This window comes from Denitratisoma sp. (assembly GCA_032027165.1).
Taxonomy (GTDB): Bacteria; Pseudomonadota; Gammaproteobacteria; order Burkholderiales; family Rhodocyclaceae; genus Desulfobacillus.
This window is the reverse complement of the sequence record JAVSMO010000001.1, coordinates 497,505-521,249: the sequence shown is the minus strand read 5'-3', so window position 1 is coordinate 521,249 and position 23,745 is coordinate 497,505. Positions and strand designations below refer to the sequence as shown.

Below are 23,745 nucleotides of genomic sequence, written 5' to 3'. Positions count from 1 at the left end.
GCAATCTCCTTACGGGTTGTACCCCCCGCCATGCGAGCGGTGGGGCAAGGTTTTGAGAGCCGGCGATTTTAACCGCACAAGCACGGAAAATCAAGCGCTTGTGGCTAACAGAGTGATAGGGCGCCCTGTGCCTTACGCCAGGCTTCTTTGGCGCCGGGCCTCGAACAGGCAAATGCCGCTGGCGACGGACACGTTGAGGCTTTCCACGCTGCCGTGCATCGGAATGCGCACCAGCGCGTCGCAGGTTTCCCGGGTCAGCCGGCGCAGGCCGCTGCCCTCGGCACCCAGCACCAGGGCCAGCGACACGTTTAGGTCGACCCCGTAGATGTCCTTCCCGGCTTCGGCATCGGCGCCGACGGTCCAGACGCCCCGCTCCTGCATCTCGCGCAGGGCGCGCGCCAGATTGGTGACGGTGACATAGGGCACGGTGTCGGCGGCGCCGCAGGCCACCTTGACGGCGGTGGCGTTGAGCCCCACGGCCCGGTCCTTCGGCGCCACGACGGCATGTGCCCCGGCCGCATCGGCCACCCTCAGGCAGGCACCGAGATTGTGCGGGTCCTGCACGCCGTCGAGCACCAGCAGCAGGGCCGGCTCGGCCAGGGTGTCGAGGACATCGTCGAGCGTGACGTGGCGCTGCGCGGCGGAGACCCGCGCCACCACGCCCTGATGGCGGGCGCCAACGCCGCCGGCCATGCCGTCGAGCCGCGCCGGGTCGGCGGCGATGACGCGCACGCCCTGCGCCTCGGCCAATTTGACGAGGTCGCGCGTGCGGCCGTCCTGGCGGCCGGCGGCCAGGTAGATTTCCTCGACGCTGCCGGCGCTCTGCCGCAGGCGGGCGTTCACGGCATGAAAGCCGTAGATGAAGCGCGTGTCAGCCACGCCGCCGGCCCTTCCCGCCCGCTGTTTCCCCCGCCTCCTCGGCGAGGCGGAAATCGATCTTGCTGCTCTCCATGTCCACCCGAACCAGCTGGACGCGCACGCGGTCGGCCAGGCGGAAACGCTTACCGCTGCGTTCGCCGACAAGCTGATGCTTGGCGTCGTCGTAGTGGAAGTAGTCGCTGCCGAGATCGGAGATGTGCACGAGCCCCTCGACGAAGACATCGTCCAGGGCGACGAAAATGCCGAAGGAGGTGACGGCCGAGACGCTGCCGGCGAATTCCTCGCCGATGCGCTCCTTCATGTAGTAGCACTTCAGCCAGGACTCGACATCGCGCGTCGCATCGTCCGCGCGACGTTCCGTTTGCGAGCAGTGGATGCCGATCTCCTCCCAGTTGCCCGGGCGGTACTTCTCCCCCTGCAGCACCGCCTTGATGGCGCGGTGGATGACGAGGTCGGGATAGCGCCGGATGGGCGAGGTGAAATGCGTGTAGGACTCGTAGGCGAGGCCGAAATGGCCGACGTTTTCCGGACTGTACATCGCCTGCTTGAGGGAGCGCAGCATTACCGTCTGCAGGAGCTGCATGTCCGGCCGGCCTTTCACCTTCTCCAGCAGCTTGGCATAGTCCTTGGCATGGGGTTCGTCGCCGCCCGACAGCTGCAGGCCGAATTCCTTGAGGAATTCGCGCAGCTTCTCCAGTTTCTCAGGTGTCGGCCCTTCATGGACCCGATAGAGCGCGTCGTGTTCGCTTTCGTGGAGGAAATCCGAGGCGCAGACGTTGGCGGCCAGCATGCACTCCTCGATGATGCGATGGGCATCGTTGCGGCTGACCGGGATGATGCGCGCGATCTTGCCCTCGTCGTCGAAGATCATCTGCGTCTCGACCGTCTCGAAGTCGATGGCGCCGCGCGCCCAGCGCGCCTTCACCAGCACGCGGTAGAGCGCATCCAGGTTCCTCAGGTGCGGCAGCAGCTCCGCGCGCCGTTCCGCAGCGGCTGACTTTTCCTCGTAGAGCGCCTCGGCCACCTCGTTGTAGGTGAGACGCGCGTGGGAGAACATGACTGCGGGGTAGAAGCGGTAGCGCTTGATGACGCCGTTGGCGGCGATGGCCATGTCGCACACCATGCACAGGCGCTCGACCTGCGGGTTGAGCGAGCACAGGCCGTTGGAGATCTTCTCCGGCAGCATCGGGATCACCCGGCGCGGGAAGTACACCGAGTTGCCGCGCTCATAGGCATCGCGGTCGAGATCCCGCTCCGCCTGGACGTAGTGGCTGACGTCGGCGATGGCGACCACCAGCCGGAAGCCCCCCTTGCCGTCCTTGCCCTGGCGTTCGCAATAGACGGCGTCGTCGAAATCCTTCGCGGTCTCGCCATCGATCGTTACCAGCGGCAGGTGGCGGATGTCCTCGCGGACGCCGCCCTCCCATTTCCAGTCGCTCTTGCGCACTGCATCCGGCAGCTTCTTCGCCTCGGCCAGGCTCTCCCGGGAGAACTCGAAAGGCAACTCGTGCTTCCTCAGGGCAATCTCGATTTCCATGCCGGGATCGGCATAGTTGCCGAGCACCTCGACCACCTTGCCGATCGGCTGGGAATGCTTCGAAGGCTGTTCGATGATCTCGACCACCACCACCTGTCCGTCCACTGCCTTGGGCTTGGCGCCGGGAGCAAGGAGGATGTCCTGGCTGATGCGCCGGTTCTCGGCCACCACGAACAGCACGCCGTGCTCGTTGTGCACGCGACCGACGACACGATGGTTTGCGCGCTCAAGCACCTCGACGATCTTGCCTTCGGGCCGGCCGCGGCGATCCATGCCGACGATGCGCGCCATGACTCGGTCACCATGCAGTGCCTTGTCCATCTCCTTGGGGCCGAGGAAGAGGTCCGGTCCATCATCGTCGCGCACCAGGAAGCCGTAACCGTCGGGGTGGCCCTCGACGCGTCCGCGGATGAGGTCGGCCTTGTCAGGGATGAGATAGTCGCCGCGGCGGTTCTGCATGATCTGGCCGTCGCGCTGCATGGCGCCCAGACGGCGCTGGAAGGCATCGACTTCATGCTCGCGGATATCGAGCAGTTCCGTCAGCGCCTCGAAGGCCAGCGGCACCCCGCGTTCGGTGAGGGTGGACAGCACGTACTCCCGGCTGGGCAGCGGATTCTCGTATTTCCCGGCCTCGCGCTCGTAGTGCGGATCGCGCTTGCGCGCCTTGCTCGGCTTGTTTGACAAAATCGATCTTTCCTTTAAAATTGCGCCCTCTTTGCCCAGATGGCGGAATTGGTAGACGCACTAGGTTCAGGTCCTAGCGGTGGCAACACTGTGGAGGTTCGAGTCCTCTTCTGGGCACCAGATACAAAGGAAAAAGCCGGTCAGCGACCGGCTTTTTTTTACGCCCGTCATTTGAACGGGTGCCTCAATACAATCGTTTCCTCGCGATCCGGGCCAGTCGAAATCATGTCCACCGGGACGTCGCAGAGGGATTCCATCCGCTTCAAATAGGCCTGGGCTTCCTTCGGCAGCGCCTCGAACTGCTTCACGCCGACAGTGCTTTCCTTCCAGCCCGGCAAGGACTCGTACACCGGTTCGCACCGCTCAAGGTCATCCGCACCTACCGGCAGGATGTCGCTCAGGCGGCCATCGATGCGGTAGCCGGTGCAGATCTTCATTTCCTCGATGCCGTCGAGCACGTCGAGCTTGGTCACGCACAGTCCGGAGACACCATTGATCTGGATGGAGCGCTTCAGCGCGGCGGCATCGAACCAGCCGCAGCGGCGCGCCCGGCCCGTGGTGGCACCGAACTCGTGGCCGCGCGTGGCCATGTGCTTGCCGACCGGATCTAGCTTGTCGACCGCATCGTACAACTCGGTCGGGAACGGCCCGCCGCCAACGCGCGTGGTGTAGGCCTTGGTGATGCCCAGCACGTAGTGCAGCATGCCAGGGCCGACGCCTGCACCCGCCGCCGCAGCGCCGGCAACGCAATTGGACGAGGTGACGTAAGGGAACGTACCGTGGTCGATGTCGAGCAGGGTGCCCTGTGCGCCCTCGAACAGCAGGTTGGCACCGCCCTTGTGCGCATCGTAGAGTGCGCGCGGCACGTCGGCGATCATGCGCGTCAGCCGCGGCGCGATGGCCATCGCGCCTTCCAGCACACGCTGGAAGTCGACGGCGTCGGCTCCAAGATAATTCTTCAGAACATAGTTGTGATAGTCGAGGATCTCGGCCAGCTTCTCGGCGAAACGCTTCGGCCGCAACAGGTCCTGCACGCGCAGCCCGCGCCGTGCCACCTTGTCCTCATAGGCGGGTCCGATGCCGCGGCCGGTGGTGCCGATCTTGTTGGCCCCCTTGGCCGTTTCGCGCGCCACGTCCAGCGCCTGGTGATAGGGCAGGATCAGCGGGCAGGCTTCGGAGATCTTCAGGCGCGATTCGGCGTCGACCCCGGCCGCCTGAAGTTCGTCCAGTTCACGCATCAGGGCATCGGGCGACAGCACGACTCCGTTGCCGATGTAGCAGGTGACGCCCTCGCGCAGGATGCCGGACGGCACGAGGTGCAGCACGGTTTTCTTTCCGCCGATGACCAGCGTATGGCCGGCATTATGGCCGCCCTGGAAACGCACCACCCCCTGGGCGTGATCGGTCAGCCAATCGACGACCTTGCCCTTGCCCTCGTCACCCCACTGGGTGCCGATGACGACGACGTTCTTTGCCATTTTCTAGACTTCTCCCTGAATTTTCTCGACAGTCCATATGCCTGAGCGCAGCACCAGTTGCCGGTCACAGCCGGCCTCGTTCCAGGTGCCTTCATGTCCGGGCAGCGCCTCTATGACGATCTGTCCCATGGCGCGCAGGTTTTTCACCTCTTCGCGAAGCCCAGTGCCATCCGCCGGTGCCAGGATGGCGCGAGGCGGGGCCGATGCAGCCTCGAGCTGCGACACTTCGCGCAAATCCATGCTGAAGCCGGTCGCCGGACGGCCGCGCCCGAAGGCCTTGCCCACCTTGTCATAACGCCCGCCCAGTGCAATCGCGCCAGGATGTCCCCTGCAGTAGGCGGCAAACACCACCCCGCTGTGATAGTGATACCCGCGCAGATCGGCCAGATCGAAGCTCACCGGAAGATCGGCCAACTCGGCCGCCAGCCTGCGAAGGGCATTCACTGCCTGACCAATCTCGGCATCCCCCGGAAACAGCTTGAGAACCAGGTCCAGGGCCTCCTGCCCGCCATAGCATTCGGGTAGGGCCAGCAGGGCAGAGCGCACCGGTTCTTCGACATCCTTAACCAACTCGCGCAGGGCGGGCAGGTCCTTGGCCTGCAGCACGGCAAACAACTCCTGCTCCAACTCGGCCTCCAGGCCGCCGCGCACCGAAAGGGCGCGAAAGACGCCGACATGGCCGAGATCGATGCGTGAAGCCTTCACCCCGGCGATCTCCAAGCCCTGCGCCAGCAACCGGATCACCTCGACATCGGCCTCGATGCCAGCGTGCCCATAGAGTTCGGCGCCGATCTGCAGGGGCTCGCGCGTGGCGGTCAGCCCCGATGGCAGAGTGTGAAGCACGCTGCCGCAGTAGCACAGGCGCGCCACCCCCTTGCGGTTGAGCAGATGTGCGTCGATGCGGGCAACCTGTGGCGTGATGTCGGCGCGGATGCCCATGGTGCGGCCAGACAGCTGATCGACCAGCTTGAAGGTACGCAGGTCCATGTCGTGTCCGCTGCCGGTGAGCAGGGATTCGACATATTCCAGCAGCGGCGGCATGACCAGTTCGTAGCCATGCAGTCCGAACTCATCAAGCAATGCGCGGCGCAACCGCTCTAGCCTGCGCGCTTCGGACGGCAGGACGTCTTCGATGGACTCGGGCAGCAGCCAGCGGCGCATGGTCATTTCAGGATGAACAGGAGAATCAAGCCGACAATGATCGACGATAGGCCGATGAAGCGTATTTGCCCGTCAGCCAGTTCCGTTATGCGACGAAACGTATCGCGCCAGGCCTTTGGCGCAATGAAGGGCAACAATCCTTCAAGCACCAGCATGAGCGCGAACGCCATCAGCAGGGTGGTTACCACGACTTCACTTGCCGCCCTTGCCAGTGCTCTTCAGGTATTTGAAGAACTCGGAGTTCGGCTCGATCACCATGACGTCGCTCTTGCTACGGAAGCTTGAGCGATAGGCCTCGAGGCTACGGTAGAAAGCATAGAACTCCGGGTTCTGCCCGAATGCGCCGGCATAGATCGCTGCCGCCTTGGCATCGCCCTCGCCCTTCAGGCGCTGGGCGTCACGATAGGCCTCGGCGATGATGATCTCTCGCTGGCGGTCTGCGTCTGCCCTGATTTTCTCCGCCTCGGCTGCACCTTTTGAGCGCAGTTCGTTGGCCACCCGCTTGCGCTCGGTTTCCATGCGGCGGTAAACCGATTCGGACACCTCCTGCACCAGGTCCACACGCTTCAGCCGCACGTCGACGATCTGCACGCCGATGGCACGCGCGTCTGCATCGGCCTTGGTGCGCACCTCATCCATGATCTTCTCACGCTCGCCGGAAACGACGTCATGCACACTCCGCTTGGAAAACTCGTCTCGCAGGCCGGCATTCACTGTCTGCGACAGGCGGACATGAGCGCGCGCCTCGTCGCCCTGCACGGAAATGTAGTACTGCCTGACGTCGATGATGCGCCACTTGACAAAGGCGTCGACCAGGACAGGTTTCTTCTCCGAGGTGATGAAACGCTCAGGCTCCGGCGCGTCGTAGGTGAGAATGCGCTTGTCGAAATAGCGAACGTTCTGGATCAGCGGCCACTTGAAATTCAGACCCGGCTCGGTAATGACGTCCTTGATTTCGCCGAGTTGAAAGACAATCGCGAAGCGGCGCTGATCAACCGTAAACATCGACATGGCAGCTGCAACCAGCAAGGCCAGGATGAAGGCGGCGATGAAGGGCAGGTTGCGGCTCATCAGCGCTCCCCCCTCTCTCGCGAGCGCAGCGAATCGCGCGAACGCGCCGCCGCGTCTGAGCGTTCAAGCTGCGGTGGCACGTCGGCCCCCAGGTTAGGCAAAGACCTGGACAGTGGAAGGGTCGCCTCCTGGGACGATGCTGCGGTAGCCGGCATACCCGCCGCCTGCATCAGCTTGTCGAGCGGCAGATAGAGCAGATTGCCCGCGCCTTTTGTATCGATCATGATTTTGCTGGTGCTTGAGAGGACCTGCTGCACCGTGTCCAGATACATGCGCTGCCGCATCACTTCGGGTGCCTTGTTGTATTCGACCAGCACCTGCTTGAAGCGGCTCGCCTCGCCCTCGGCGTTGGCAACAACCCGGCTCTTGTAGCCGTTGGCTTCTTCCAAAAGGCGGGAGGCGGCTCCGCGTGCCCTTGGAATGACATCGTTCGCATAAGCCTGTCCCTCGTTGACCTGTCGGTCGCGGTCCTGGCCTGCCTTGACAGCATCGTCGAATGCAGCCTGCACCTGTTCCGGCGGCTGGACGTTCTGCAATGACAGTTTGGAAACGACGATGCCGGTCTGGTAGCGATCGAGGATCTCCTGCATGATTTTCGAAGCCTGTGCAGCCACCTGCTCGCGGCCTTCGTAGAGGGCGAAATCCATCTTGCTCTTGCCGACCACCTCGCGCATGGCCGTCTCTGCCGCGTGCAACACAGTGTCTTCCGGATTGCGGTTGTTGAAGAGATATTCCTGCGGGTCCCTCAGGAACCACTGCACGGCAAACTGGATGTTGATGATGTTCTCATCATCCGTCAGCATCAGCGCTTCCTTCAGCACCTTGTTCTTGTCGGACCCGCGGTAGCCGACCTCGACGACACGAACGTCGGTCAGCTTGACGATTTCATGGGTCTGAATCGGATACGGCAGCCGCCAACGCAAACCCGGCTCGGTGGTCTGTGAATACTTGCCGAAGGTGAGCACGACGCCACGCTGGCTGGCATCGACAATGTAGAAACCGCTCGCAAGCCACACCAGCAACACCAGTATGACAAGCGCACCGATGCCACCGCCGAAAACCTTGGCATTGATCGGCGGGCGGGGACTGCCATTGCCACCATCGCCGCCTCCGCCGCTTCTCTTGCCAAACAAAGCGGACAAGCGGCGGTTGAAATCGCGCCACAGATCTTCAAGATCGGGCGGGCCCTGGTTCGATCCCTTGTTGCCCCACTGGGGATCGTTGAGCGACATCAGAATGCCAGTAATCATCGAGGCGCTAATAAGGTTGTTGCAAAAGTTGGTTCAAGCGGCGTTGACGACTGATGAAACGGGTTCGGCATGCTCCCGCGCGGTTTCGGCCAGTGCCTGCCTCAGCAAGTCCAGCCCGGCGCCGGTTTTCGCACTGACACGGACACGAACGAGTTTACCATAGGCGTCGCGCTCGACCGCCGGTTCGACACCCGTTGCATCGATCTTGTTCCAGACCAGGATTTGCGGCACCTGCGCTGCGCCGATTTCCTCCAGCACGCCATTGACCGCCTCTATTTGCGCATCACGATCGGCACTGGCCGAATCGACCACATGCAGAAGCAGATCGGCAGACGCGGTTTCTTCCAGAGTGGCATGAAATGCCGCCACGAGGGAATGCGGCAAATCGCGGATGAATCCCACCGTGTCGGAGAGGATAACCTGTCCAGCACCTTCCAGGAAAAGCCGCCGCGAGGTGGTATCCAAAGTCGCGAACAACTGGTCGGCGGCATAGGTCCCAGCCTTGGTAAGTGCATTGAAAAGGGTGGACTTTCCGGCGTTGGTATAACCGACCAGCGAGACCGCCAACATGTCCCTCCGCGTCCGGGCGCGTCGCCGCACGGCACGCTGGCGCTCAAGCTGTTTCAGGCGATCCTTCAGCACCTTGACCCGCCTGCCGAGCAGGCGCCGGTCCGTTTCCAACTGGGTCTCGCCCGGACCACGCAAACCGATACCGCCCTTCTGTCGCTCCAGGTGGGTCCAGCCGCGCACCAGTCGTGTAGCCATGTGCTGCAGTTGCGCCAGTTCCACCTGCAGCTTGCCTTCGTGGCTTCTGGCGCGCTGCGCGAAGATATCGAGAATCAGGCTGGCACGGTCGACGACGCGGCAGCCCAGTTCCTTTTCAAGGTTGCGCTGCTGGGCTGCGGACAGCTCGTGATTGAAAATGGCGATGTCGGCATTGCCGTCACGGATGGCATCGGCAACCTCGGCCACTTTGCCCTTGCCGGCGAAAAGCGCGGGATCCGGGCGTTCCCGTCTCCCCTGCACGATGGCAACGGTTGCGGCGCCCGCAGAGGCGGCGAGCAGCTTCAGCTCTTCCAACCGCTCCGGGATATCTCCATGGCCGAAATCCAGCTGAACGAGAACAGCCTTTTCGCCGCCGCCTGGGCGCTCGAACATGGGATGTGAGACTACGGTCGGCGGGCGCAGGCCCAACCGGAACAGCCCGCCATCAACTCTCGCCGTGCTCGTGGGGAATGTTGACCGGGCGCGCCGGGACGACGGTGGAGATGGCGTGCTTGTACACCATCTGCGTCACGGTGTTCTTCAGCAGGACGACATATTGGTCGAAGGACTCGACCTGCCCCTGCAGCTTGATGCCGTTCACCAGGTAAATGGACACCGGAATATGCTCCCGGCGCAGAGTGTTGAGGAACGGGTCTTGTAAAAGTTGCCCTTTATTGCTCATGGTGTGGCCCCACGTAAAAAATTGTTTTTTGAAACGGTACTTTACCGGATTTTTCCGCAGTCCGCCACCGGCCGGGGACGAGGCGCCTATTAGTGCTCTTTATTCGCGTAGGGATTTCGTGTCGTGCGGAATTCGACCCTGAGCGGAGTGCCTTTCAACTTGAAAGCATCGATGTAGGTGCGTTCCAGGTAGCGGCGATAGGAGTCCGGGACATGCTCCAACGCATTGCCATGAATGACGATGACCGGCGGGTTGTTGCCGCCCTGGTGGGCATAGCGCAGCTTGGGACGGAAGATGCCATGTCGGGGCGGCGCCTGCTTCTCAAGGGCAGCCTGCAGGAGGCGCGTAAGCTTGGGTGTGGGCATTTTCACCATCGACGCGGCGTAGGCCGCATCGACCGAGGCCATCATCGGATTAATGCCTTCGCCCTTCAGGGCACTGATGAAGTGTGCATTGGCGAAGTTCAGGAAGCCCAGTTTGCGCGTCATGTCCAGCTTGATCCGGTCACGCCGGTAATCGTCGGCGCTGTCCCACTTGTTCACGGCAATTACCATGGCACGGCCTGCCTCGACGCAGAAACCGGCAATGTGCGCATCCTGGTCGGAAATGTCCTGGCTGGCGTCGAGCACCAGGATGACGACATTAGCCTCTTCGATCGACTGCAGGGTCTTGATGACGGAGAATTTTTCGATGGCCTCGAAAACCTTGCCCTTGCGGCGCAGGCCGGCGGTGTCTATCAGGGTGTAATCCTTGCCCTTGCGCTGGAAAGACACGGCGATGGCATCACGCGTTGTGCCGGGCTGGTCGAAGGCGATGACGCGCTCTTCGCCGAGGAGCGCGTTGATGAGCGTGGATTTGCCGACGTTGGGCCGTCCCACCACGGCGATCCGCGGAGACTGACTTTCCTCTGTCGTCTCTTCCGCTTCGGGAAAAGGCGCCAGCGCTTCCTCCACCAGTTCTCTCACCCCCTCGCCGTGGGCGGCGGAAATCACCAAGGGGTCGCCGCACGCCAGTTCGTGGAATTCGGCGCCGACCATGGCGCGATCCATGCCTTCCGCCTTGTTCACCACCAGCAGCACGGGGCGGCCGGTGCGGCGCAGGCGTTCGGCGATGGTTTTGTCCTGGGCCGTCAGACCCGCCCTCCCATCGACGATGAACAGCAGCATGTCGGCCTCGGCAATCGCCGCCTCAGCCTGCTGTGCCATTTCGGCAAGGATGCCCGCTTTCGCATTCGGCTCGAAACCGCCGGTATCCACCACCAGATAGGGTCGCGCACCGACCCGGCCGTGGCCGTAGTGGCGGTCACGGGTCAGGCCGGGCATGTCCGCCACCAGGGCATCGCGCGACTTGGTCAGGCGATTGAACAGGGTGGACTTGCCGACGTTGGGCCGGCCGACTATGACGAGGGTGGGCTTCATTACGGTCTGGCCGCTATCCTGCTCGCAATCACGGTGGAAAAGGCCTTGCGCGTGCCGCCCGGGGCATCGAATTCGTCATGGCGGGAAAGGCATATGTCCCATCCGGAAAACCACTGCGCAAGTTCGTCCCGTCCGAACAGCGTGTAGCGATCCTCGCTGAACATCTCGAGATAGGTGGTGCCTTCGGTCAATACATTCACGACCGCGCAGCCTTCCGCATTGACGCAGGATTGGACCCTCTCCAGCAGGGACAGGGCCTTGTCGCGAGGGAAGAACATCAGGAGCCCAATGGAAACTACGCTGTCGTAGCACCCCTGTATCTCGTAATCCGCAATATCGCAGGCTACGGCTTGCACCTTGAGCTTTCCGGCTGCGGCATCACGGTTGATGCGCGCAACTGCGGTGGGGCTGGCATCCACGGCGAGGACATCGCAGCCACGCCGGCCCGCCTCAAGCGCGAGATTGCCCAGGCCGCACCCCAGATCAAGCACCCGCCCCTTCAGGTACGGCAAAGCGGCCTGCTCGAAGGGATTGAGGATGAACTCCTCCGATTCGACTTGGCGCCTGAATTGGCAATCGAAAAAGTCTACCGGGTCGGCCATGCGCAACTCAATTAACCGTCAATGCATAGAGGCCGCCGTTACGCGTCTGCATGAGGAAACCCCGCTCGATCCGTTGCGGCTCGGCCGCAATGCCGCTGCTGTCCGTATTGTGACGGGCGGCAAAGGCGCCATTCTCCCGGCGCAGGAGGTGCACCACGCCCTGAAAATCGCCCACGGCGACATGGCTGCCCAGAGCTATGGGGCGACTCACCTGCCGCATGAAAAGCTTGTCCTGCTTCCACACCGTCGCGCCGTTGGCGCGATCCAGCGCATGCACTGCGCCCTTGTCGTCCGTCACGTAGATGTTCCGGGCATCCACGTCGATGCCCGCCGCCGATGACATGTCGCGCGACCAGAGATGGTTTCCGGAAGCCAGATCGAAGCAGGCGACGCGCCCCTGGTAGGCAGCGGCACAGACCTCGCGCCCGGCAACCACGGGGGCACTGGTGACGTCGGAAACTCGTTCCAGTTCGGTGGCCCCCTTCGGCAAGGCTACCGTCGCCTCCCACATCGCGGCACCGTTGTTCAGCGCAATCGCCACCAGCTTGCCTCCCGGGAAGCCGGCCAGCGCCACCTTGCCGGCCACGGTCACGCCGACATTGCTGCGCAGGGAAAGCGCCGGCGTGCTGCGCTGGTACACCCACTTGCGCTTGCCGTCCGCAGCGTCAAGGCCGAAGATGCGGTTGTCGCCACTGCGCACCAGGACCAGGCCTTCCGCGACCTGCGGCGCCGCCAGAACTTCGGAGGTCACGCGCGCCTTCCATAAAACCTTGCCCGTGTTGTCAAAAGCCAGCACCTCACCCTTCGCCGTGGCAACCACCACCAGACGACCATCTGCACCAACGCCACCGGATACCGTTTGTCCCGCATTGATGCGCCAGACCTGGCTTCCGCTGTCGTAGCGGGCAACTGTCCCGTCCTGCGCGGCTGCATAGACGCTCGAGCCGACCACGGCAGGTGTCAGCACGTAGCCGCCGGCGCTGCCCACTCCCGACTGCCAGAGGACCGCCAGCGTAGCGCTCGGGCTGATCGGCTCCAACTCGGCGGGCCTCACCTTCGGCGCACTGGAAAACCAGTTCACCGGATTGATTTTCTCCATGGTCGAGCATGCGGACAACACGACGGCAAGCGGCAACGCGAGAATAAGGCGCATCATTATTCCCCAAGCGAATCGAGCTTCATCTGCAACAGGCCGCGATACTGGGTTTCCCGCCCGCTCTGGCTGCCCGCGGCTTTGTCGATGGCATCCTGCTTCGTCAGGGCGGCCTGATAGGCGGACTTGGCCTCTGCCTTCTTGTTTTGCGCCACCAGGATGTCCCCCTTCAACTCGTCGTAACGCGCCGCAAAGGCCGGCACCGGCTCCCCGGCCAGCAGTTTGAGCGCCTCGTCCAACGCCTTGTCGTCAAACAGGACATGCGCCAGTCGCAGCCGGCCAAGATCTCGCAAATCCTTGTCGCGTGCCTTCTCGGCGACCCACTGCAGTTGTGCCCGGGCTGTCTTCAGATCGCCGGCATCGAATTGCATCCGCGCAGAAGTCAGCGCCGCCATCGCGGCGTAGGCTGTACCGGGATACTTCTCGGTAAGCTCCCCGGCAGCTTCGCGCACCCGCTTGGCATCCCTTTCCATGGCGCCTTTCTGGACGGCGGCATAGATCACCGAGGCCTCAGCCGTCTGTTTGCCCTGGTACCAGTTCCAAGCCTGCCAGCCAACCACCGCCGCGGAAACCGCCAACAGCGCGGCCGTGACCAGGTTGCCATACATTCTCCACCAGGTTTTCAGCTCGGATATCTGCTCCTGCTCTTCCAGGTCATAGACTGCCATCGTTGTCATCCCCAAAAAGATAATTGCCGATCTCGTCGGCGAGTTGGTCCAGCGGGATGCGCCTTTGCGGCACATCCTCGCGCAAGGGTTTCAGGCTGGCGCTGCCTTCGCGCGCCTCATCATCGCCAATGATTACGGCCAATTGCGCGCCGGAGGCATCGGCCCGCTTCATCTGCGACTTGAAGCTGCCGCCACCGCAATGGAACAGCACATCGTAGCCTGCCGCGCGCAGGGCCTCGGCAGCGCGGAAAGCCGGGCGCTGGGCAACTTCCCCCTGGTGCACGACATAGACGTCTGGCGTTGTGCGCGCCGCCTGTTCCGCTTCCGCGCCATGCTCTTCTTTCAACAAGGCGACGATGCGTTCGACACCCATTGCGAAACCGCAGGCCGGCGCCGGCTTGCCGCCGAGTTGCTCAATTAGTCCGTCATAGCGGCCGCCGGCACAGACGGTGCCCTGGGCGCCCAGCTTGTCGGTGATCCACTCGAAAACGGTCAGATTGTAGTAATCCAGTCCGCGAACCAGTCGCGGATTGATGCGATAGGGAATGCCGGCCTCCTTGAGCAGTGCCTGCACGCCGCCGAAATGCTCAAGGGAGGCCTCGCCGAGAAAGTCCATCAGCTTCGGCGCGCCCAGGATGATTTCCTGCATGTGCGGATTCTTGCTGTCGAGGATGCGCAGCGGGTTCGAATGCAGCCGGCGCTGGGCATCGGCATCGAGGGCATCGCGATGGCGTTCCAGGTAGGCGATCAGCTCTGCGCGATGCCGGCTCCGCTCCTCTGCGCTGCCGAGCGAGTTGATCTCCAGACGAATGCCGGTTAGGGCCAGTTCGTCCCACAGCCTCGCACACATGACGACCTGCTCGGCATCGATGTCCGGCCCGGAGTAGCCGAAGGCTTCAATGCCGAACTGGTGGAACTGGCGGTAGCGTCCCTTCTGCGGCCTTTCGTGGCGGAACATCGGGCCGGCATACCACAGGCGCTGCGGCCCGGCATGGAGCAGGCTGTGCTGCAGCACCGCGCGCACGCACGAGGCAGTGCCTTCGGGACGCAGTGTGAGGGCCTCGCCGTTGAGGGAGTCGACGAAGGAGTACATTTCCTTCTCGACGATGTCCGTCACCTCGCCGATGGCACGAGAGAAAAGCGGCGTCGGCTCTACCACCGGCATGCGGATCGGCCGGTATCCGTAGGCACGCAACCAACCGCGCACCGCGTCATCGAAGCGCTCCCACAACTCCGCTTCATCGGGCAGGATGTCGTTCATCCCGCGGATCGCTTGAATCGTCTGGTTCATTGCAAAATCAGCTTGTCGCCCTGCGCGGATACTTTCGCGCAACATAATCGTCGACAATCGCCTTGAACTCCTCGGCGATGCCGTCCCCTTTCAACGTGACGGTCTTCTCGCCGTCGACGTACACCGGCGCCACTGGCGTTTCGCCGGTGCCCGGCAGGCTGATGCCGATGTTGGCATGCTTGCTCTCGCCGGGACCGTTCACCACGCAGCCCATCACGGCCAGGGTCATGTTCTCGACCCCCTCGAACTGCAGCCTCCATTCCGGCATGCGCGCCCGCACATGCGACTGGATTTCCTGCGCCAGCTCCTGGAACACCGTGCTGGTGGTGCGGCCGCAGCCGGGGCAGGCCGCCACCAGCGGCGTAAAGGCGCGCAACCCCATGGTCTGCAGGATTTCCTGGGCAACGACGACTTCCTGCGTGCGGTCGCCGTTGGGTTCCGGCGTCAGCGACACGCGGATGGTGTCGCCGATGCCCTCCTGCAACAGGACAGACAGGGCGGCCGTCGAGGCGACGATGCCCTTCGACCCCATGCCGGCTTCGGTCAGGCCGAGGTGCAGCGGATAGTCGCAGCGGGCGGCGAGATCGCGATAGATGGCAATCAGGTCCTGCACCCCGCTCACCTTGCAGGAGAGCACGATGGCATCGCCGGGCAGGCCGAGTTCCTCCGCCTTGGCGGCGCTCTCCAGCGCCGAGGCGACCATCGCCTCGCGCATGATCTGCGTCGCATCCTTCGGCTGGGGTCGCCGCGCGTTCTCGTCCATGATGCGCGCCAGCAGCGCCTGGTCGAGGCTGCCCCAGTTGACCCCGATGCGCACCGGTTTCCCGTAGCGGCAGGCCAGCTCGATCAACTGCGCGAATTGGTCGTCGCGCTTGGCGCCGCGGCCGACGTTGCCGGGATTGATGCGCAGCTTGTCGAGCACCTCGGCGCAGGCCGGATTCTCGGCCAGCAGCTTGTGGCCATTGAAATGGAAGTCGCCGACCAGCGGCACGTCGAGATTCATGGCGAGCAAGCGCTCGCGGATCCCCGGGACGGCGCGCGCAGCTTCCTGCGTGTTCACCGTGATGCGCACGATCTCCGATCCCGCACGCGCGAGCTGCGCCACCTGGATGGCAGTGGCCACCTCATCCGCGGTGTCGGTATTGGTCATCGACTGCACGACGACAGGAAAAGTGCCGCCGATTGCCACGCCGCCGATCCTGACGATGCGCGTCTGGCGGCGGGCAAGCGGTCCGCCTGTCTGTTCCACGGCCATGTCCATCCGGTTCAGTCGAGTGTGAGCCGCGCCACTTCGACGCGCGTGTGCGGCCTGAGGTCAACCGGCTGGTCCTTGTAATGCAGCCGGACATGGGAGGCATTGCCCACCACCAGCTGGAATGGCGGGCGCCCCTCGACCACTTGCGTCGTACCTTTTGCGTTCATTTGGGAAAAGACCGTGTGACCACCCGCGTCCTTCACCTCGACCCAGGAACTGCCGTCGAAGCTGAAAATCAGCTGTTGCACTCCCGGTGTCAGGGCCGGCTGCACGGGGGCATCGTCAGGCTGCGTGACGGCGACAGTGCCCTCCGTCTGTGCCGTTGGCTGGCCGGCAGCGGCCGGTTGGGGCAGCGGCTGGACAATCTGCGGCGCCCCCCCCGCCATGGAGGTTGCCGGACCAGCCTTGGGTCCCAGGAAATAATCGATGTCGATGGCGTCAAAATAGAGCGCGAGGGCGATACCGAGCACTCCCAGTGCCAGCACGGTGGACCCAACCAGTCCTTTGCCTTGCCGGCTGCCGGACATCGGCATTTTCACTCCTGCATCCGCTGGCGCATTCAATTCTGCCTGAGGCAGTGCCGCCTGCTCCGCAAGCGCAGCCAGCACCGGCGCAGCATCGATCTTGAGCAATCGGGCGTAATTGCGGACAAAGCCTCGGATAAACGTTGCACCGGACAATCGCGAGAAGTCCTCATTCTCGATCGCTTCAATTTGCCGGGGGCTCATCTTGAGTGCGGCCGCCACCTCAGCGACCGACGTATCGCGTGCCTCTCGCGCCATGCGCAGCATGGCGCCCGGTCCGGGGACCGCCTGCGTTTCCATCACCGGGACATCCGTATCGCTCACTCGTAATTGCCCTGCAGGAGCGCCTGGTGTTCAGGCGTGCCGGCGAACTTGCGCCGCAACTGGGAAGAGTAGCTCGCCTCGGCCTGACGGTCGCCAATCTTTCGCTCGATACGGACCCCCAACCACAACGATTCGGCATTCGGCTCCATCAGGCGGTGCAGTTCGCCAAGGAGTTTCTTGGCATTGAAATAATCCCCACGCTTGTAGGCGAGATTGGAAAGATGATAAATCGCCTGCGCGTTCGATCCATCGGCCATCGCGGCACGCTGGAAATTCGCCTCGGCAGACTTCTCATCCTTGACCCTCAGGTAACACAATCCGGCGTTTGTATAGGGGCGGGTCGGCGTCTTGTACAGGGGATTTCTCGCCGCCGCCTCAAAATACTTGAACGCCTCCTGCTCCCGCCCGCTCAGGCAAAGAAACCAGCCATAATCATTGGCGATCTGCGGGTCGCCGGGAGCCAACTGCGAGGCGCGCTCGAAGGCCGTTCCGGCCTGGGGCATTTCGTTCAACGCCAGATGCACCAGCCCCATCAGGTCGAACGCCGGAGCATAACCAGGGTCGATTGCGGCAGCGAGACGCGCTTCCTCGAGCGCAACGGCCAGATTTCCTGCCTGCAAGTACAAGGTGCCAAGTTCGGTATGCGTCTTGGCGCTTCTTTCGGCCTGCCCGGCAGGGGCCTGTTCCGAGACCGGCGCGGCGGAAGGGCCAGGACCGGTATTGGTGCCGGCACAACCAGCGAAGAGTGCTGCAGAGAGAATCAGTATGGCTCGTTTCACGGTGCGGCCTCCGCAATGGTGGTAATGCGTTTCTCCCGGCGCTGGGTTCGATCGCGGACCTGTCCGGCCAACTGGCCGCAGGCGGCGTCGATGTCTTCTCCACGGGTCTTGCGCGTCGTCGTGATGATGTGAGCCTGCATCAGAATCTCGGCGAAGCGGCGCACCCGCTGGGCGGGAGAACGCTTGAACCCGGAAGCCGGAAAGGGGTTGAAGGGAATCAGGTTGAGCTTGCACGGCACGTCCTGCACGAGCCGGATCAGCTCGCGGGCCTGCTCTTCTGAATCGTTTACGCCCTCCAGCATGACGTATTCGAACGTAATGAAATCGCGCGGTGATCTTTCCAGATAGCGCCGGCAGGCCGCCATCAGTTCGGCCAGGGGATATTTCCTGTTGATCGGCACCAGCCGGTCGCGCAGCGCGTCGTTCGGTGCATGCAGCGACACCGCCAGCGCCACCGGACATTCATCACGCAGCCGGTCCATGGCCGGCAGGATGCCGGAAGTCGATACCGTCACCCGCCGTCGCGACAGGCCGTAGGCATTGTCGTCCAGCATCAGATGCAGCGCGGCGACGACATTCTCAAAATTGGCCAGCGGCTCGCCCATGCCCATCAGCACGACGTTGCTGATGATGCGATCGGCAGAAAAGTCAGTCCCTGCGGTACGGCAGTTTGTGTCGCTGCTTCCGTGGGCACGAAAATCGCACAGTGCCTTTTTCGCCCACCAGAGCTGGCCGATGATCTCGCCCGTCGTCAGGTTGCGGTTGAAGCCCTGCTTGCCCGTCGAGCAGAAGGCGCAGTCGAGGGCGCAGCCCGCCTGGGTGGAGATGCACAGCGTGCCGCGGTTCTCCTCCGGGATAAAGACGCACTCGACGGCATTGCCGTTGCCGACATCCAGCAGCCATTTGCGCGTGCCGTCCGCTGCGGTCGAGTCGCGCAGCACCTGTGGCAGGCGTACCTCGGCGTGTTCGGCCAAGCGGGTGCGCAGGCTCTTGGCAACGTCCGTCATGCGCTCGAAATCTTCCACCCCAAACTGATGCAGCCAGCGCAGCACCTGCTTGGCACGAAAGGGCTTCTCGCCCATTCCGGCGAACCAGGCCGTCAGGCCGGCGGCATCGAATTCGAGCAGGTTCTGCTTCATTTAGCGCGGATAGACGTCCATCGTCGGGAAGAAGTAGGCGATCTCAACGGCTGCCGTTTCCGGTGCATCCGAGCCATGCACCGCATTGGCATCGATGCTTTGGGCGAAATCGGCACGGATGGTTCCCGCTGCAGCCTTTTTCGGATCGGTGGCACCCATCAGATCGCGATTCTTGGCGATGGCGCCCTCGCCCTGCAGCACTTGGATCATCACCGGGCCGGAGATCATGAATTCGACCAGATCCTTGAAGAAGGGCCGCTCGCGATGCACGGCATAGAATCCTTCCGCTTCCTGACGTGAAAGATGCTTCATCTTGGCCGCCACGATGGTCAGACCGTTGGTTTCGAAGCGGGAGTAGATCTTGCCGATCACGTTCTTGGCCACGGCATCGGGTTTGATGATCGACAGGGTGCGTTCAACAGCCATCTAAGTACTCCAAAATCAAAGAGTTGAAAAAAGGTACAGTCAATCGCATTTAACGTATTATTTTAACAGCAAAAAACAGCATTGTCCTGCGGATGCAGGACGTGATGTAAGCTCAAGGACGGATCATATCCCGCGGGGACGTGGCTTCGAAAAGGCTCAGGGATCCGGTAACAGGGAGCAGAAGGGTCTGAAATAACCTCTTAAGTATCATCCCCCGAGGGTGCAGAGCCGGAATTATTTGACAAGCGTAACCGGGACACCCGCGGAACGGGACACATCGCTGGCTACCGAGCCGAGCAGCAGATGCGTCAGCGCCGAGCGGCCGTGCGTACCCATGACGATACGGTCGATTGCATGCTCGCGCGCAAATTGAACGATGGTATCGGCGATATGGCCGACCGCAACATGCCAGTTGTACTTGACGCCCGCGGCATCAAGCTTTTCCCGTGCCGATTTCAGGGCCTGAAGCCCCTCTTCACGGTGGTAGGCCTCGACGTCCTCGGTTGAGACGAACATGCGTGCGTGCCCAGAATCGACCGGGATCTGCACATTGAGCAAATGCAGTTCCATTGGCCCTTGCGTCACCAACTGCTGCAGCAACTGGTCGATGACCCGATCCGTGTAGGCCGAACCGTCGACCGGCACCAGTACTTTCGGCATGACTGACTTCCTGTCGTTACCTGACATCGCCCCTCTCCTCTCCTGGCCCGCTCGACGCCACTTCGACGACTGCCTTCGGCCGCTCTGCCCGCTTCGCCAGCCAGGTACCGACCGCCACCACCAGCAAGGCGCCCGCCGTGGAGGCCAGGTACTTCAGCCAGCCCGGCTGGCCTTCAAGGTACGGCTTCACCGCGGCATCGCCCAGCAGCATGTCGCCGGCGATCCAGCCGAGCAGCGCCCCGCCGAAGGTAATCACGACTGGCAGGCGGTCCATCAGCTTGAGCACGAACCTGCTGCCCCAGACGACGATGGGAATGCTGACGAGAATGCCGAAAATCACCAGTGACAGATCGCCCTTTGCGGCTGCCGCAACGGCAATCACGTTGTCCAGGCTCATGACCGCATCGGCAATGATGATGGTGCGGATCGCGCCCCAGAGATGGGTGCTGCCCTCTATCTTGCCGTGCTCACCGTCGTCCTCGGGCTGCAGGAGCTTGATGCCGATCCACAAGAGCAATGCGCCGCCGACAATTTTCAGGAATGGAATGGCTAGCAGCTGCAAGGCAAAGAAGATCAGGATGACGCGCAGGCCGATGGCCCCGACCACGCCCCAGAAGATGCCCTGTTTCCGCTGCTCCTCGGGCAGGCGCCGGCAGGCCAGCGCAATCACGATGGCATTATCCCCGCCGAGCAGGATGTCGATGGCAATGATTTGCAGGACGGATATCCAGAACCCGGCGGTCAGTGCGGCTTCAAACATGTATTTGCTACGGCAATGTTGGGGGCGCCGAGATTATCCCAGCAAACCTGGGGAGCAGCAAAAAGCCCGGCCTGGGCCGGGCTGTTGCGTAAGTCACGAATTCAACCACCGGCAATCATGCCGAGCTGGCGCGGCAGCCACAGCGAGAGCGGCGGCCAATAGGTCACCAGCGCAAGGAATGTCAGCATGGTCAGCAGCCACGGCCACACCGCCACGGTCATCTCGGTAAGCCCCAATTTGCTGATGCCGCTGGCGACGTACAGGTTCAAGCCGACCGGCGGCGTGATCATGCCGATTTCCATGTTCACCGTAATCATGACGCCGAAATGCACCGGGTCGATGCCCAGCTTCATGGCGATCGGGAACAGGATCGGGGCCGTGATCAGAATGATCGACGAGGGCTCCATGAAATTGCCCATCAGTAGCAGCAGGATATTCACCGCCAGCAGGAAGCCGATCACGCCCAGGCCGCTGGCGAGCAGCCAGTCGGAAATGGCCTGCGGAATGTTCTCGTGCGTCAGCAGGAAGGAGAACAGCACCGCGTTGGTGATGATGTAGAGCAGCATCGCGCTCATGTTTGCAGAAGCCAGCAGCGTCTTCGGCACATCCTTCAGGGACATGTCCTTGTAGACGAAGACGGCGACGAAGAAGGCGTAGACCGCGCTCATGGCCGCCGCTTCCGTCGGCGTGAACATGCCGGAATAGATGCCGCCCATCACCACCAGAATCAGCATCAGCCCCCAGACCGAGTCGCGGAAGGCTTTGAGGCGCTCGCCCCAGCTGGCCCGCCGTTCCTTCGGGTAGTTGTGACGCCATGCGCGATACCAGGTGGTAAGAAGCAACATGCCAGCCAGCACCAGCCCCGGCATGACCCCGGCCATGAACAATGCGCCAATGGAACTGTTGGTGGACACCGCGTACATGACCATGACGATCGACGGCGGAATCAGGATGCCCAATCCGCCTGCCGAGGCAACCACGCCGGCGCCGAATCTGACCGGATAGCCGGCCTTGACCATTGCCGGGATCAGGATCGAACCGATGGCCACCACTGTCGCCGGGCTGGAGCCGGACACTGCAGCGAACAGGGCGCAGGCCACCACCGCACCGAGACCCAGCCCGCCGGGCCAATGCCCGACCAGCGAGGTGGCGAAATGGATCATCCGGCGCGCCACGCCGCCATGGGTGAGGAAATTGCCGGCGAGAATGAAGAATGGGATCGCCATGATCTCGAACTTCTCGATGCCGGTGAAAAGCTTCAGTGCCACGGACTCGACCGGCACCTGGGTCATGAAGAACAGGAAGGAGAGCACCGTCAGGCCGAGCGATATCGAGATCGGCATGCCGGTCAGCATCAATGCGGCCAGAAGGCCGAAGATGATCGCGATGTTCATTTGCGCTCCCCCTCGGATTGGCCGCCGTTGCCCCGCGACTGACTTTTGTCGATCAGGTCCCGGGCGTGCAACTCATCCTCCATGCGAAATACCTTGTCTTCCTCGCCCGGGGCGGGCAGCGGTTCCTCCTCGACGCCTTCCACATGGCCATGGTCGTGATGCGGCAGCGACCCCGTACGCACGAAGCTGACCATCACTTGCAGGAATCTGAAGCACATCAGGTAGGACCCGAATGGCACTGCGGAATAGACGATCCAGGTCGGCCATTCCAGATCCGGCGTGGTCGGCCCCTCCGGCACATCACCGGTGGCGAGTCCGAAAAACTTGAAGATGGCGTAATGCGCGCCGTTCTCCCAGACAAAGGCTGCGCCAAGCGTGCCGACGATGCCGGTGAAGGTGGCTCCCGCCAGCAGCCCGAAAACGATGAACTTCCCGCGCATGCCTTCCTGCAGGCGGTTGATCAGCACGTCCACGCCGACGTGGATACCTGTGCGCACGCCGTAGGCCGCCCCGAACTTGGCCATCCAGACGAACATGATGATGCACAGCTCCTGGGCCCAGCCGAGGTTGAGTCCCAGCAGCCAGTCCTGCACGCCAGGTATCGCAAAGCCGGTGGCGTAACGATGCATGACAGCCACGAAAATGATCACCGTCGCCGTTCCCATGAGGAACGTAATCAGCCATTCCTCAAGGTGGTCGAGGACTCTCATCATGCCGGCCATTCTCCAAAAAACTAGCGGCGCCGATGCGCCGCTAGCGTGTCGTCGTTACAGCTTGGATGGATCGAAGCCGGTTTCCTTGTAAACCGACTCGATGATCTCTTTGCCGATGCGCGACTCCATTTCCTTGTGGGTCTTCATCATGGCCTTCTTGATGGCCATGCGCTCGGCTGCCGTCGGCGTGTAGATCTGGGTCTTGCCGGAGGCCTTCACTTTTTCCAGCGCCTGATCGTTTTCCTCCTTGGCAATCTTGTTGGCGTAGTCGGTCGACTCCTTCATCGCCTGCTCGAGCTGACCGCGCACATCGGCGGGCAGCCCTTCCCAGAACTTCTTGTTGGTGATCACGGCGTAACCGAGATAGCCGTGCTCGGTCAGGGTCATGTGCTTCTGCACCTCATGCATTTTCTGCGTGTAGAGGTTCGAATGCGGGTTCTCTGTGCCGTCCACCACGCCGGTCTGCAGCGCCTGGTAGACCTCCGAGAAGGCCATCACCTGCGGCAGCGCCCCGACCGAGCGCATCTGCGACTCCAGCACCTTGGAAGACTGGATGCGCATCTTCAGGCCCTTGAAGTCGTCGGGCGCCTTGAGTTGCTTGTTGGCGGACATCGACTTGAAGCCGTTATCCCAATAGGCGAGCCCCTTGATGCCTTTCGGCTCCAGCTTGGCCATCAGCTGCTTGCCGACCGGGCCCTGGGTAATCTTGTGCAGTTCGGCGTAGTTGTCGAAGATGAACGGCAGATCGAAAACCTCGAACTCCTTCACCCCGAGCGGACCGAACTTCGCCAGGGAAGGTGCCAGCATCTGTACGGCGCCAAGCTGCAACGCCTCCATCTCTTCCTTGTCCTTGTAGAGGGTGCTGTTGGCATACACCTCGACCTTCACCTTGCCCTTGGTCAGTTCCTCCGCACGCTTGGCAAAGAAATCCGACGCCTTCCCCTTCGGGGTTTCCTTGGCAACGACGTGGCTGAACTTGATCACAATCGGCTGTTGCGCCGCAACAGCCGCGGAAAATGCCAAGACGGTCATGCCCATCAAAAGATTACGCAGTTTCATCGTCTCCTCCAGGAAATGTTGCCCTTTGCGTGGGGCGGTTTTGAATTGATAGCGTGGCGCATTTTCAAGGGAA

The 23,745-nt window shown here is 62.5% G+C and carries 24 protein-coding genes and 1 tRNA gene; 1 reads left to right on the top strand and 24 read right to left on the bottom strand.

Annotated elements, in window-relative coordinates; translation table 11 throughout:
* Positions 1–132: 132 nt before the first annotated feature.
* Together rlmB and rnr are read right to left on the bottom strand one after the other, a co-directional pair.
* Positions 133–879: a 23S rRNA (guanosine(2251)-2'-O)-methyltransferase RlmB gene (gene rlmB / locus ROZ00_02575; protein MDT3735091.1), complete on the bottom strand. Its 747-nt coding sequence runs from the start codon at positions 877–879 to the stop codon at positions 133–135.
* A complete protein-coding gene (gene rnr, locus ROZ00_02570) occupies positions 872–3,100 on the bottom strand; it encodes a ribonuclease R (protein MDT3735090.1) in 2,229 nt (742 codons plus the stop codon). The genes rlmB and rnr overlap by 8 nt, the downstream gene beginning before the upstream one ends.
* A gap of 33 nt (positions 3,101–3,133) precedes the next feature.
* Between rnr and ROZ00_02565 the strand changes: the two genes are divergently transcribed.
* Positions 3,134–3,220, top strand: a tRNA-Leu gene (locus ROZ00_02565).
* Between the two features lie 47 nt (positions 3,221–3,267).
* Here the strand turns inward: ROZ00_02565 and ROZ00_02560 are convergent.
* From ROZ00_02560 to ROZ00_02455, 22 genes are all read right to left on the bottom strand, one after another.
* Positions 3,268–4,578, bottom strand: a complete 1,311-nt coding sequence (locus ROZ00_02560; GenBank protein MDT3735089.1) for an adenylosuccinate synthase — start codon at positions 4,576–4,578, stop codon at positions 3,268–3,270.
* A 3-nt stretch (positions 4,579–4,581) separates the two neighbouring features.
* Positions 4,582–5,739: an ATP phosphoribosyltransferase regulatory subunit gene (locus tag ROZ00_02555; GenBank protein MDT3735088.1), complete on the bottom strand. Its 1,158-nt coding sequence runs from the start codon at positions 5,737–5,739 to the stop codon at positions 4,582–4,584.
* A gap of 2 nt (positions 5,740–5,741) precedes the next feature.
* A complete protein-coding gene (locus ROZ00_02550; protein ID MDT3735087.1) occupies positions 5,742–5,927 on the bottom strand; it encodes a DUF2065 domain-containing protein in 186 nt (61 codons plus the stop codon).
* A gap of 4 nt (positions 5,928–5,931) precedes the next feature.
* The gene (gene hflC / locus ROZ00_02545; GenBank protein MDT3735086.1) at positions 5,932–6,810 is read right to left on the bottom strand and encodes a protease modulator HflC; all 879 of its coding nucleotides are present in this window, start codon (positions 6,808–6,810) and stop codon (positions 5,932–5,934) included.
* A complete protein-coding gene (gene hflK / locus ROZ00_02540) occupies positions 6,810–8,042 on the bottom strand; it encodes an FtsH protease activity modulator HflK (GenBank protein ID MDT3735085.1) in 1,233 nt (410 codons plus the stop codon). Before hflK ends, hflC begins: the two co-directional genes overlap by 1 nt.
* 51 nt (positions 8,043–8,093) lie before the next feature.
* On the bottom strand, positions 8,094–9,218 hold the full coding sequence (hflX, locus tag ROZ00_02535; protein ID MDT3735084.1) for a GTPase HflX: 1,125 nt from the start codon (positions 9,216–9,218) through the stop codon (positions 8,094–8,096).
* A 52-nt stretch (positions 9,219–9,270) separates the two neighbouring features.
* Entirely contained in the window at positions 9,271–9,507 is a 237-nt protein-coding gene (gene hfq / locus ROZ00_02530; GenBank protein MDT3735083.1) for an RNA chaperone Hfq, read from the bottom strand.
* 89 nt (positions 9,508–9,596) lie between these two features.
* Complete coding sequence (gene der / locus ROZ00_02525; protein MDT3735082.1) at positions 9,597–10,925, bottom strand: ribosome biogenesis GTPase Der; 1,329 nt, start codon at positions 10,923–10,925, stop codon at positions 9,597–9,599.
* Positions 10,925–11,527, bottom strand: a complete 603-nt coding sequence (locus tag ROZ00_02520; protein ID MDT3735081.1) for a methyltransferase domain-containing protein — start codon at positions 11,525–11,527, stop codon at positions 10,925–10,927. Before ROZ00_02520 ends, der begins: the two co-directional genes overlap by 1 nt.
* A gap of 7 nt (positions 11,528–11,534) precedes the next feature.
* Positions 11,535–12,683 carry an outer membrane protein assembly factor BamB gene (bamB, locus tag ROZ00_02515; protein ID MDT3735080.1) on the bottom strand — a complete coding sequence of 383 codons (1,149 nt, stop codon included), beginning with the start codon at positions 12,681–12,683 and terminating at the stop codon, positions 11,535–11,537.
* On the bottom strand, positions 12,683–13,348 hold the full coding sequence (locus ROZ00_02510; protein ID MDT3735079.1) for a tetratricopeptide repeat protein: 666 nt from the start codon (positions 13,346–13,348) through the stop codon (positions 12,683–12,685). Before ROZ00_02510 ends, bamB begins: the two co-directional genes overlap by 1 nt.
* Positions 13,335–14,639: a histidine--tRNA ligase gene (gene hisS, locus ROZ00_02505; GenBank protein MDT3735078.1), complete on the bottom strand. Its 1,305-nt coding sequence runs from the start codon at positions 14,637–14,639 to the stop codon at positions 13,335–13,337. The genes ROZ00_02510 and hisS overlap by 14 nt, the downstream gene beginning before the upstream one ends.
* Positions 14,640–14,646: 7 nt before the next feature.
* The gene (gene ispG, locus ROZ00_02500) at positions 14,647–15,888 is read right to left on the bottom strand and encodes a flavodoxin-dependent (E)-4-hydroxy-3-methylbut-2-enyl-diphosphate synthase (protein MDT3735077.1); all 1,242 of its coding nucleotides are present in this window, start codon (positions 15,886–15,888) and stop codon (positions 14,647–14,649) included.
* A gap of 17 nt (positions 15,889–15,905) precedes the next feature.
* Positions 15,906–16,742: a DUF4115 domain-containing protein gene (locus ROZ00_02495; protein ID MDT3735076.1), complete on the bottom strand. Its 837-nt coding sequence runs from the start codon at positions 16,740–16,742 to the stop codon at positions 15,906–15,908.
* A complete protein-coding gene (gene pilW, locus ROZ00_02490) occupies positions 16,739–17,521 on the bottom strand; it encodes a type IV pilus biogenesis/stability protein PilW (GenBank protein MDT3735075.1) in 783 nt (260 codons plus the stop codon). The genes ROZ00_02495 and pilW overlap by 4 nt, the downstream gene beginning before the upstream one ends.
* A complete protein-coding gene (rlmN, locus tag ROZ00_02485; GenBank protein ID MDT3735074.1) occupies positions 17,518–18,660 on the bottom strand; it encodes a 23S rRNA (adenine(2503)-C(2))-methyltransferase RlmN in 1,143 nt (380 codons plus the stop codon). The genes pilW and rlmN overlap by 4 nt, the downstream gene beginning before the upstream one ends.
* Positions 18,661–19,086: a nucleoside-diphosphate kinase gene (gene ndk / locus ROZ00_02480; protein ID MDT3735073.1), complete on the bottom strand. Its 426-nt coding sequence runs from the start codon at positions 19,084–19,086 to the stop codon at positions 18,661–18,663. It abuts the gene before it with no gap.
* A 234-nt stretch (positions 19,087–19,320) separates the two neighbouring features.
* Complete coding sequence (locus ROZ00_02475; GenBank protein ID MDT3735072.1) at positions 19,321–19,746, bottom strand: universal stress protein; 426 nt, start codon at positions 19,744–19,746, stop codon at positions 19,321–19,323.
* A gap of 16 nt (positions 19,747–19,762) precedes the next feature.
* Positions 19,763–20,506, bottom strand: coding sequence for a TerC family protein (locus ROZ00_02470; protein ID MDT3735071.1), 744 nt, complete (start codon positions 20,504–20,506; stop codon positions 19,763–19,765).
* A gap of 101 nt (positions 20,507–20,607) precedes the next feature.
* A complete protein-coding gene (locus ROZ00_02465) occupies positions 20,608–21,900 on the bottom strand; it encodes a TRAP transporter large permease subunit (protein MDT3735070.1) in 1,293 nt (430 codons plus the stop codon).
* Complete coding sequence (locus ROZ00_02460) at positions 21,897–22,613, bottom strand: TRAP transporter small permease (GenBank protein ID MDT3735069.1); 717 nt, start codon at positions 22,611–22,613, stop codon at positions 21,897–21,899. The genes ROZ00_02465 and ROZ00_02460 overlap by 4 nt, the downstream gene beginning before the upstream one ends.
* 54 nt (positions 22,614–22,667) lie before the next feature.
* Positions 22,668–23,672 (bottom strand): TRAP transporter substrate-binding protein, encoded by a 1,005-nt coding sequence (locus tag ROZ00_02455; GenBank protein ID MDT3735068.1) that lies wholly within the window; start codon positions 23,670–23,672, stop codon positions 22,668–22,670.
* Between the last annotated feature and the right edge of the window lie 73 nt (positions 23,673–23,745).

Excerpts from the sequence above, each read along its gene's own strand:
- ROZ00_02560 (MDT3735089.1), bottom strand. The coding sequence starts at position 4,578 with ATGGCAAAGAACGTCGTCGTCATCGGCACCCAGTGGGGTGACGAGGGC.
- ROZ00_02555 (MDT3735088.1), bottom strand. The coding sequence starts at position 5,739 with ATGCGCCGCTGGCTGCTGCCCGAGTCCATCGAAGACGTCCTGCCGTCC.
- hflC (MDT3735086.1), bottom strand. The coding sequence starts at position 6,810 with ATGAGCCGCAACCTGCCCTTCATCGCCGCCTTCATCCTGGCCTTGCTG.
- hflK (MDT3735085.1), bottom strand. The coding sequence starts at position 8,042 with ATGTCGCTCAACGATCCCCAGTGGGGCAACAAGGGATCGAACCAGGGC.
- hflX (MDT3735084.1), bottom strand. The coding sequence starts at position 9,218 with ATGTTCGAGCGCCCAGGCGGCGGCGAAAAGGCTGTTCTCGTTCAGCTG.
- hfq (MDT3735083.1), bottom strand. The coding sequence starts at position 9,507 with ATGAGCAATAAAGGGCAACTTTTACAAGACCCGTTCCTCAACACTCTG.
- der (MDT3735082.1), bottom strand. The coding sequence starts at position 10,925 with ATGAAGCCCACCCTCGTCATAGTCGGCCGGCCCAACGTCGGCAAGTCC.
- ROZ00_02520 (MDT3735081.1), bottom strand. The coding sequence starts at position 11,527 with ATGGCCGACCCGGTAGACTTTTTCGATTGCCAATTCAGGCGCCAAGTC.
- bamB (MDT3735080.1), bottom strand. The coding sequence starts at position 12,683 with ATGATGCGCCTTATTCTCGCGTTGCCGCTTGCCGTCGTGTTGTCCGCA.
- ROZ00_02510 (MDT3735079.1), bottom strand. The coding sequence starts at position 13,348 with ATGGCAGTCTATGACCTGGAAGAGCAGGAGCAGATATCCGAGCTGAAA.
- hisS (MDT3735078.1), bottom strand. The coding sequence starts at position 14,639 with ATGAACCAGACGATTCAAGCGATCCGCGGGATGAACGACATCCTGCCC.
- rlmN (MDT3735074.1), bottom strand. The coding sequence starts at position 18,660 with ATGAAGCAGAACCTGCTCGAATTCGATGCCGCCGGCCTGACGGCCTGG.
- ndk (MDT3735073.1), bottom strand. The coding sequence starts at position 19,086 with ATGGCTGTTGAACGCACCCTGTCGATCATCAAACCCGATGCCGTGGCC.
- ROZ00_02475 (MDT3735072.1), bottom strand. The coding sequence starts at position 19,746 with ATGCCGAAAGTACTGGTGCCGGTCGACGGTTCGGCCTACACGGATCGG.
- ROZ00_02470 (MDT3735071.1), bottom strand. The coding sequence starts at position 20,506 with ATGTTTGAAGCCGCACTGACCGCCGGGTTCTGGATATCCGTCCTGCAA.
- ROZ00_02465 (MDT3735070.1), bottom strand. The coding sequence starts at position 21,900 with ATGAACATCGCGATCATCTTCGGCCTTCTGGCCGCATTGATGCTGACC.
- ROZ00_02460 (MDT3735069.1), bottom strand. The coding sequence starts at position 22,613 with ATGATGAGAGTCCTCGACCACCTTGAGGAATGGCTGATTACGTTCCTC.
- ROZ00_02455 (MDT3735068.1), bottom strand. The coding sequence starts at position 23,672 with ATGAAACTGCGTAATCTTTTGATGGGCATGACCGTCTTGGCATTTTCC.